Genomic DNA, 7,125 nt, shown 5'->3' on the forward strand with positions numbered 1-7,125 from the left:
GGGGCGGACCTCGTGGACCTTGATCCAGGAGGACTCGGGCGGGTCGAGGGGGTGGTCCTCGGGGGTGAAGGTGCCGCGACTGACCCAGCGGTCCGATACGCAGAGCCGCGAGGCCCCCTTGTCCCTGGCTCTCGGAGTGAATCGCGCTCCGATGATCGGGGCGATCTCAGCCAGGAAGGGGACGTTGGAGCTCGTGATCACACGCGCGTCCCATCCCTTGACGGGGCAGCCGTCACCTTCGATGTATCCGTCGAGGAACCCCTTGAAGGTATCGAGGTCCCGCAGGACGACCCGGGGGAAGCGCTGCCGCATGTGGTGGGCGTCGCCGCCCACATAGTGCCGCAGCGCGTCTGAGAGGTACGAGGAGACCACCCGTACCCGGAAGCCGGGCAGGTCTCGCTTCAGATATCCGGACGGCCGGGTCACCGCTTCCAGGCGAGCCGGCAGGCCTGTGCAGGCCGTCAGAGCCTTCGCGTAGCGCGTCGCGAAGGCCTCCTCATTCACGACCAGCGACACGTAGTTCTTGCCGACTGTCCCATCAGCGCACGTGGCGCCGACGAAGTAGCCGAACTCGTACCCTGGCCAGATTGTCAGCCGCTCCCGGCACAGCTTCTTCGCGTGCGTCCAGGCGACCGTCGTCCCCGCCGCCTCCGCCGCGTGCGTCCACCCGTCCGGCGTGAGCAGCAGCAGGTCCGGGCTGGCCGTGAACGCCATGTGGTCCGTGACCACCTCGACGGATTCCCGCCCCTTCACCGCCGTCACGTCCACGGCCGTGGTCCGCACCGTCCGGTCGCCGTCCAGCGTCCACATCACGCTGCCCGGAGCCACGTTCTTGGCCTGTGCGCAGCCGTCCACCAGGTTGACCAGCATCTTGCTGGTCGGCCCGTACCCCATACCGCCCCCCTTGATCAGCGATCAACTCCACTGATCAGGACGGTATGGAGCACAGCGGACACTCCGCTACTAGCGGGCCAATATCAGGGACATAGCCTCAGCACGGGTGGTAGCGTCACGAAGTTGACCACGCACCGCAGAGGTCGTCGTCTTCGCGCCCGGCTTACGGATGCCGCGCAGCGACATGCACATGTGTTCGGCCTCGATCACGACGATCGCGCCACGGGCCTCAAGGATCTTCATCAGCGAATCGGCGATCTGGGTCGTCAGGCGCTCCTGCACCTGCGGGCGCCGCGCGAAGACATCGACCAGACGTGCCAGCTTCGAGAGTCCCGTGATCTTGCCGCTTTCGGCAGGGATGTAGCCCACGTGGGCCACGCCATGGAACGGGAGCAAATGATGTTCGCAGAACGAAACGAGTTCAATGTCCTTCACGAGGACCATTTCGTCGTGTCCGAGGTCAAAAGTCGTGGTCAGAACATCCTCGGGCTCCTGGCGCATTCCTGACAGCAATTCCCTGTATGCACGTGCAACGCGTGCAGGGGTCTCTTGCAAACCCTCGCGGTCCGGGTCCTCGCCGACCGCGATGAGGAGCTCCCGTACGGCGTTCTCGGCGCGCTTCTCGTCGAACTCGCCGATCGTGCCCTCGCCGTCCAGCGTCACCGGGTCGGTCATCCTGTGCCTCGTTCCGTCTGACTGTGTGTGCGCGAAAGAGCCGCGCCCCCACAGGCTAGAACCTGTGGGGGCGCGGCTTCCATTCCGGGGTCCCGGGGCGGTCAGTCCTCGGGGGTGTCCACCGGGGCGATGTCGATGCCCTTGGTGGTGTCGACCGCCGGGGTCACCGAGCCGTTCGCGGTGTTCGTCAGGGCCAGCTCCTTGGGGGAGAGGACCGGCGGACGCGTGGACGGGGTGCGGCGGGCCGAGCCCGTCCAGGCCGGGCGGGCCGGGCGCTTGACGATGGGGGCGAAGATCTCGGCGATCTCCTCCTTGCCCAGCGTCTCCTTCTCCAGGAGGGCGAGGACCAGGTTGTCGAGGACGTCGCGGTTCTCGACCAGGATCTCCCAGGCCTCGTTGTGCGCGGTCTCGATGAGCTTCTTGACCTCTTCGTCGACCAGCGCGGCGACCTCTTCCGAGTAGTCGCGCTGGTGCGCCATCTCACGGCCGAGGAAGGGCTCGGTGTTGTCGCCGCCGAACTTGATGGCGCCGAGCCGCTCGGTCATGCCGTACTGGGTGACCATCGCGCGGGCCGTGGCGGTGGCCTTCTCGATGTCGTTGGCCGCGCCGGTGGTCGGGTCGTGGAAGACCAGCTCCTCCGCCGCGCGCCCGCCCAGCATGTACGCCAGCTGGTCGAGCATCTCGTTGCGGGTGGTCGAGTACTTGTCCTCGTCGGGGAGGACCATGGTGTAGCCCAGGGCCCGGCCGCGGGACAGGATCGTGATCTTGTGGACCGGGTCGGCGTTGGGCGAGGCCGCCGCGACCAGGGCGTGGCCGCCCTCGTGGTACGCGGTGATCTTCTTCTCCTTGTCCGACATGATCCGGGTCCGCTTCTGCGGGCCCGCGACCACACGGTCGATCGCCTCGTCCAGGGCCTTGTTGTCGATCAGCTTCTGATCGCCGCGGGCGGTGAGGAGCGCCGCCTCGTTGAGGACGTTGGAGAGGTCCGCGCCGGTGAAGCCGGGGGTGCGACGGGCGACGGCGCCGAGGTCGACGTCCGGGGCGACCGGCTTGCCCTTCTGGTGGACCTTGAGGATCTCCAGACGGCCCTGCATGTCCGGGCGGTCGACGGCGATCTGCCGGTCGAAGCGGCCGGGGCGCAGGAGCGCCGGGTCGAGGATGTCGGGGCGGTTCGTGGCGGCGATGAGGATCACGCCGCCCTTGACGTCGAAGCCGTCCATCTCGACGAGGAGCTGGTTGAGGGTCTGCTCGCGCTCGTCGTGACCGCCGCCGAGGCCGGCGCCGCGGTGGCGTCCGACGGCGTCGATCTCGTCGACGAAGACGATCGCGGGAGCGTTGGCCTTGGCCTGCTCGAAGAGGTCGCGGACGCGGCTGGCGCCGACGCCGACGAACATCTCCACGAAGTCGGAGCCGGAGATCGAGTAGAACGGCACGCCGGCCTCGCCGGCGACGGCGCGCGCGAGGAGCGTCTTGCCGGTTCCGGGCGGACCGTAGAGCAGGACGCCCTTGGGGATCTTGGCGCCGACGGCCTGGAACTTCGCGGGCTCCTGGAGGAACTCCTTGATCTCGTGGAGTTCCTCGACGGCCTCGTCCGAGCCGGCGACGTCGGCGAACGTGGTCTTCGGCGTGTCCTTGGTGATGAGCTTCGCCTTGGACTTGCCGAACTGCATGACGCGGGAGCCGCCGCCCTGCATCTGGTTCATCAGGAAGAGGAAGACGACCACGATGAGGACGAAGGGGAGGAGCGAGAGCAGGATCGAGACGAAGGGCGACTGCTTCGTCGGGGAGACGGTGTAGCCCTTCTCGATCTGCCCGGCCTCGAACTTCTCCTGGAGCTTGTCGGCGAGGTCCGCGCCCTGGGTGCCGATGTAGCTGGCCTGGACCTTGTCGGCCTTGTCGATCTTCTGGCCGTCGACGAGGTCGATCTTGATGATCTGCTCGTCACCGGTGGTGAGTCTTGCCTGCTTGACCTGGTTCTTGTCGATCGCCTGGACGACCTGGCCGGTGTCCACCGTCTTGTAGCCCTCGGACGAGCCGACGACCTGCATCAGCACGACCACGGCGAGGACGGCCAGCACGATCCACATGACCGGCCCACGGAAGTATCGCTTCACGTCCATCCATACGGAGCGATGACGCCCCGTCCCTCCTGCCCGTAGGAAAATGCTGCTGTGAGAGCTGCTGTGTGAAAAAGCTGTTCTTCGGACGGTACCTCAGCATCGTCGCCCGCGACCGCCTTCCCGTGGTTCAACGGAGGGAAGGCGGTGCGGGTTCCCCGTGGGGCCGAAGTCCCGGCCGCGGTGTCAGCCGCCGTAGACGTGCGGGGCGAGCGTGCCGACGAACGGAAGGTTCCGGTACTTCTCGGCGTAGTCGAGGCCGTAGCCGACGACGAACTCGTTGGGGATGTCGAAGCCGATCCACTTGACGTCGATGGCGACCTTCGCGGCCTCCGGCTTGCGCAGGAGGGTGCACACCTCCAGGGAGGCGGGCTCGCGGGAGCCGAGGTTCGACAGCAGCCAGGACAGGGTCAGGCCGGAGTCGATGATGTCCTCGACGATCAGGACGTGCTTGCCCTTGATGTCGGTGTCGAGGTCCTTGAGGATGCGGACGACGCCCGAGGACTGGGTGCCGGCGCCGTACGAGGAGACGGCCATCCAGTCCATGGTGACGGGGGTGGACAGGGCGCGAGCCAGATCCGCCATCACCATCACGGCGCCCTTGAGGACACCGACGATGAGCAGGTCCTTGCCCGCGTATTCCGCGTCGATCTTCGCGGCCAGCTCTGCCAGCTTGGCGTCGATCTCTTCCTTGGTGATGAGCACCGACTGGAGGTCGGTGCCCATGTCCTTCTCGTTCACCCGGGTCACTTTCGTTGCAGCGTGCGTCAGCCTTGCCGGATGACCAGTCTGCCACCCTGGCGGCGGGCTTCGACTCGGCCGGGCAGGTTGATGGCTCCCTGACCGCGCCATCCGGTGATGAGCCGGTCGACTTCTTCGATGTGGCGGGCGAAGAGGGAGCCGGCGGGGGCGCCCTCGGCGATGACGGCGCGGCGCAGGACGCGGCGGCGTACGGCGGGGGGCAGCCCGAAGAGCTTGGCGCATTCGAGGGCGCCCGCCTCGTCGCGTACGGCGGTCTCGGCGTCGGCGGCCCAGGTGTCGAGGGCGTCGGCGTCGTCGCGGGAGAGCTGGGCCGTTCGGGCGAGGGCTTCGACGACGCCCTTGCCGAGGGCCTTCTCGAGGGCGGGGAGGCCCTCGTGGCGGAGCCGGGAGCGGGTGTAGGCGGGGTCGCTGTTGTGGGGGTCGTCCCAGACGGCGAGCTCCTGGGCGATGCAGGCCTTGCGGACGGTCTGGCGGTCGAGCTGGAGGAAGGGGCGCCGGTAGCGTCCCGAGGTGCCGGAGACGGCGGCCATGCCGGACAGGGAGCGGATGCCGGAGCCGCGGGCGAGGCCGAGGAGGACGGTCTCGGCCTGGTCGTCGCGGGTGTGGCCGAGGAGGATCGCGGTGGCGCCGTGGCGCTCGGCGGCGGCGTCGAGGGCGGCGTACCGGGCGTCGCGGGCAGCGGCCTCGGGTCCGCCTTCGCGGCCGACGGTGACGGCGACGGCCTCGGAGGGGGTGAGGCCGAGTGCGGTCATGCGTCCGGCGACCTCGGCGGCCCGGGTCTCGGAGCCGTCCTGGAGGCCGTGGTCGACGGTGATGCCGCCGGCGCGCACGGGGAGTTTGCGGGCCTCGAAGGCGAGGGCGGAGGCGAGTGCCATGGAGTCGGCGCCTCCGGAGCAGGCGACGAGCACCAGCGGTTCGTCGCCGGTGGTGTCGCCGGTGGTGTGGTCGGTGATGACGTCGTGGAGTACGCGGCGGACCGCCAGGCGTATCGCCGCGACCGCAGGATGGGGACCCATGTCCGGTGCCCTTCGTGATGGGGGTGGGGTGCCTCGGTCGGAGTCTTAACGGTCGGAAAGGGGGGTTCGGTCACTCAGAGTGCGTCGATGGTGACAGAAACCCGGCCGTTACCCGAGCATTGCACGCCTCACCCCATGCCAAGGGTCCCTCGGATGGGTGATTGGTGGGGTGTTCTGACGTGTTCCGGTGTCGTGTGCCGCTCCTGTCTCAGGAGTCTGCCTTACGGTGCGCCCTCTCTCACGAGTCCGCCTTGCGGTGCACCCTCTCTCACGAGTCCGCCTTGCGGTGCACCCTCGCGATCCAGTCGGCGGGGGCGGCGATCTCGGTCTTGGTGGGGAGCGTGTTGGGCGAGGTCCAGATCCGGTTGAAGCCGTCCATGCCCACCTGGTCGACGACGGCGCGGACGAAGCGCTCCCCGTCGCGGTACTGGCGGAGTTTTGCGTCGAGGCCGAGGAGCCTGCGCAGGGCGAGGTCGAGGCGGGAGGCGCCGCGGGCGCGGCGGGCCTGGAACTTCTCGCGGATCTCGGCGACGGAGGGGACGACCTGGGGTCCGACGCCGTCCATGACGTAGTCGGCGTGTCCTTCGAGGAGCGACATGACGGCGGTGAGGCGGCCGAGGATCTCGCGCTGTTCGGGGGTCTGGACGAGTTCGACGAGGGACGGGGAGGGCTCGCCCTCCTCGCCCTCGGGGCGGCCGCCGGCGAGGGTCTGGGCGGCTTCGCGGAGGCGTTCGACGACGGTGCCGGGGTCGACGTCGGTGGCGGCGAGGAACGACTGGATCTCGCCCTGGAGGTGGTCGCGGAGCCAGGGGACGGCGGTGAACTGGGTGCGGTGGGTCTCCTCGTGGAGGCAGACCCAGAGCCGGAAGTCGTGCGGGGAGACGTCGAGTTCGCGTTCGACGTGGACGACGTTCGGGGCGACGAGGAGGAGGCGTCCGCCGCCGTTCGCCCCGGCGGGGAGGTCGCGGGTGGCGGGGGCGAAGGTCTCGTACTGGCCGAGGATGCGGGAGGCGAGGAACGAGAGCAGCATGCCGAGTTCGACGCCGGTGACCTTGCCGCCGAAGGCGCCGAGCACGGCGCTGCCGGGGTTGGTGGAGCGGCGTTCCTGCATCTTGCCGAGGAGGGGGGTGAGCAGTTCGCGGAAGCCGGCGACGTTGGCCTTGATCCAGCCGACGCGGTCGACGACGAGGACGGGGGTGTCGTGCGGTTCGGTGCCCTCGGGGATCATCCGGGTGTAGGCCCGGACGTGTTCCTCGGAGGCCTTGGCGTGTCTGCGGAGTTCGGCGACGACCTCGCGGGCCTCGTCGCGGCTGACTTCGGGTCCGGGCCGCACGAGGCGGGTCGCGGTCGCGACCGCGAGGTTCCAGTCGACCATCCCGGATGTGCCTGCGCCACCGATGCTCGTCATGCGTCAACCGTACGGGCTCGGGGCCTGTTCGGTGAGGGTTCGATGGGGGGCGCGTGTGATCACTTCCGGCCCGCGAGGGCGGCGGAGAGCCGGTCGAGGGCGGGCTGTGCCTCGTACGGGGAGAGGGTGCGGCCGGCGAGGAACGCGAAGGCGAGGAGGCGTCCGTCGGGGGTGACGACGGTGCCGGCGAGGGTGTTGACGCCCGTGAGGGTGCCGGTCTTGGCCCGGATGAGGCCGAGTCCTGCGGGGGCGG

The 7,125-nt window shown here is 69.1% G+C and carries 7 protein-coding genes; all 7 read right to left on the reverse strand.

What is annotated here, in order from left to right:
* The coding region (locus tag CCN56_RS34935; protein WP_179200093.1) for a hypothetical protein at positions 1–894 on the reverse strand (894 nt) is incomplete at its 3' end.
* Positions 895–963: 69 nt separating this feature from the next.
* A complete protein-coding gene (gene folE, locus CCN56_RS34940) occupies positions 964–1,569 on the reverse strand; it encodes a GTP cyclohydrolase I FolE (RefSeq protein WP_086831815.1) in 606 nt (201 codons plus the stop codon).
* Positions 1,570–1,670: 101 nt separating this feature from the next.
* Positions 1,671–3,689, reverse strand: a complete 2,019-nt coding sequence (gene ftsH / locus CCN56_RS34945) for an ATP-dependent zinc metalloprotease FtsH (RefSeq protein WP_086831816.1) — start codon at positions 3,687–3,689, stop codon at positions 1,671–1,673.
* A gap of 183 nt (positions 3,690–3,872) precedes the next feature.
* The gene (gene hpt / locus CCN56_RS34950) at positions 3,873–4,412 is read right to left on the reverse strand and encodes a hypoxanthine phosphoribosyltransferase (RefSeq protein ID WP_030219931.1); all 540 of its coding nucleotides are present in this window, start codon (positions 4,410–4,412) and stop codon (positions 3,873–3,875) included.
* A gap of 41 nt (positions 4,413–4,453) precedes the next feature.
* Positions 4,454–5,464, reverse strand: coding sequence for a tRNA lysidine(34) synthetase TilS (gene tilS / locus CCN56_RS34955; RefSeq protein WP_086831817.1), 1,011 nt, complete (start codon positions 5,462–5,464; stop codon positions 4,454–4,456).
* A 268-nt stretch (positions 5,465–5,732) separates the two neighbouring features.
* Positions 5,733–6,872, reverse strand: a complete 1,140-nt coding sequence (locus CCN56_RS34960; RefSeq protein WP_086831818.1) for a zinc-dependent metalloprotease — start codon at positions 6,870–6,872, stop codon at positions 5,733–5,735.
* Between the two features lie 59 nt (positions 6,873–6,931).
* A partial coding sequence (locus tag CCN56_RS34965) for a D-alanyl-D-alanine carboxypeptidase (RefSeq protein WP_179200094.1) occupies positions 6,932–7,125 on the reverse strand: 194 nt, incomplete at its 5' end.

It is taken from the genome of Streptomyces sp. NRRL B-24572, assembly GCF_002156145.1.
Taxonomy (GTDB): Bacteria; Actinomycetota; Actinomycetes; order Streptomycetales; family Streptomycetaceae; genus Streptomyces; species Streptomyces vietnamensis.

Bases quoted from the DNA above. Each gene is read 5' to 3' on its own strand.
- ftsH (WP_086831816.1), bottom strand. From the start codon at position 3,689: ATGGACGTGAAGCGATACTTCCGTGGGCCGGTCATGTGGATCGTGCTG.
- CCN56_RS34960 (WP_086831818.1), bottom strand. From the start codon at position 6,872: ATGACGAGCATCGGTGGCGCAGGCACATCCGGGATGGTCGACTGGAAC.
- folE (WP_086831815.1), bottom strand. From the start codon at position 1,569: ATGACCGACCCGGTGACGCTGGACGGCGAGGGCACGATCGGCGAGTTC.
- tilS (WP_086831817.1), bottom strand. From the start codon at position 5,464: ATGGGTCCCCATCCTGCGGTCGCGGCGATACGCCTGGCGGTCCGCCGC.
- hpt (WP_030219931.1), bottom strand. From the start codon at position 4,412: ATGGGCACCGACCTCCAGTCGGTGCTCATCACCAAGGAAGAGATCGAC.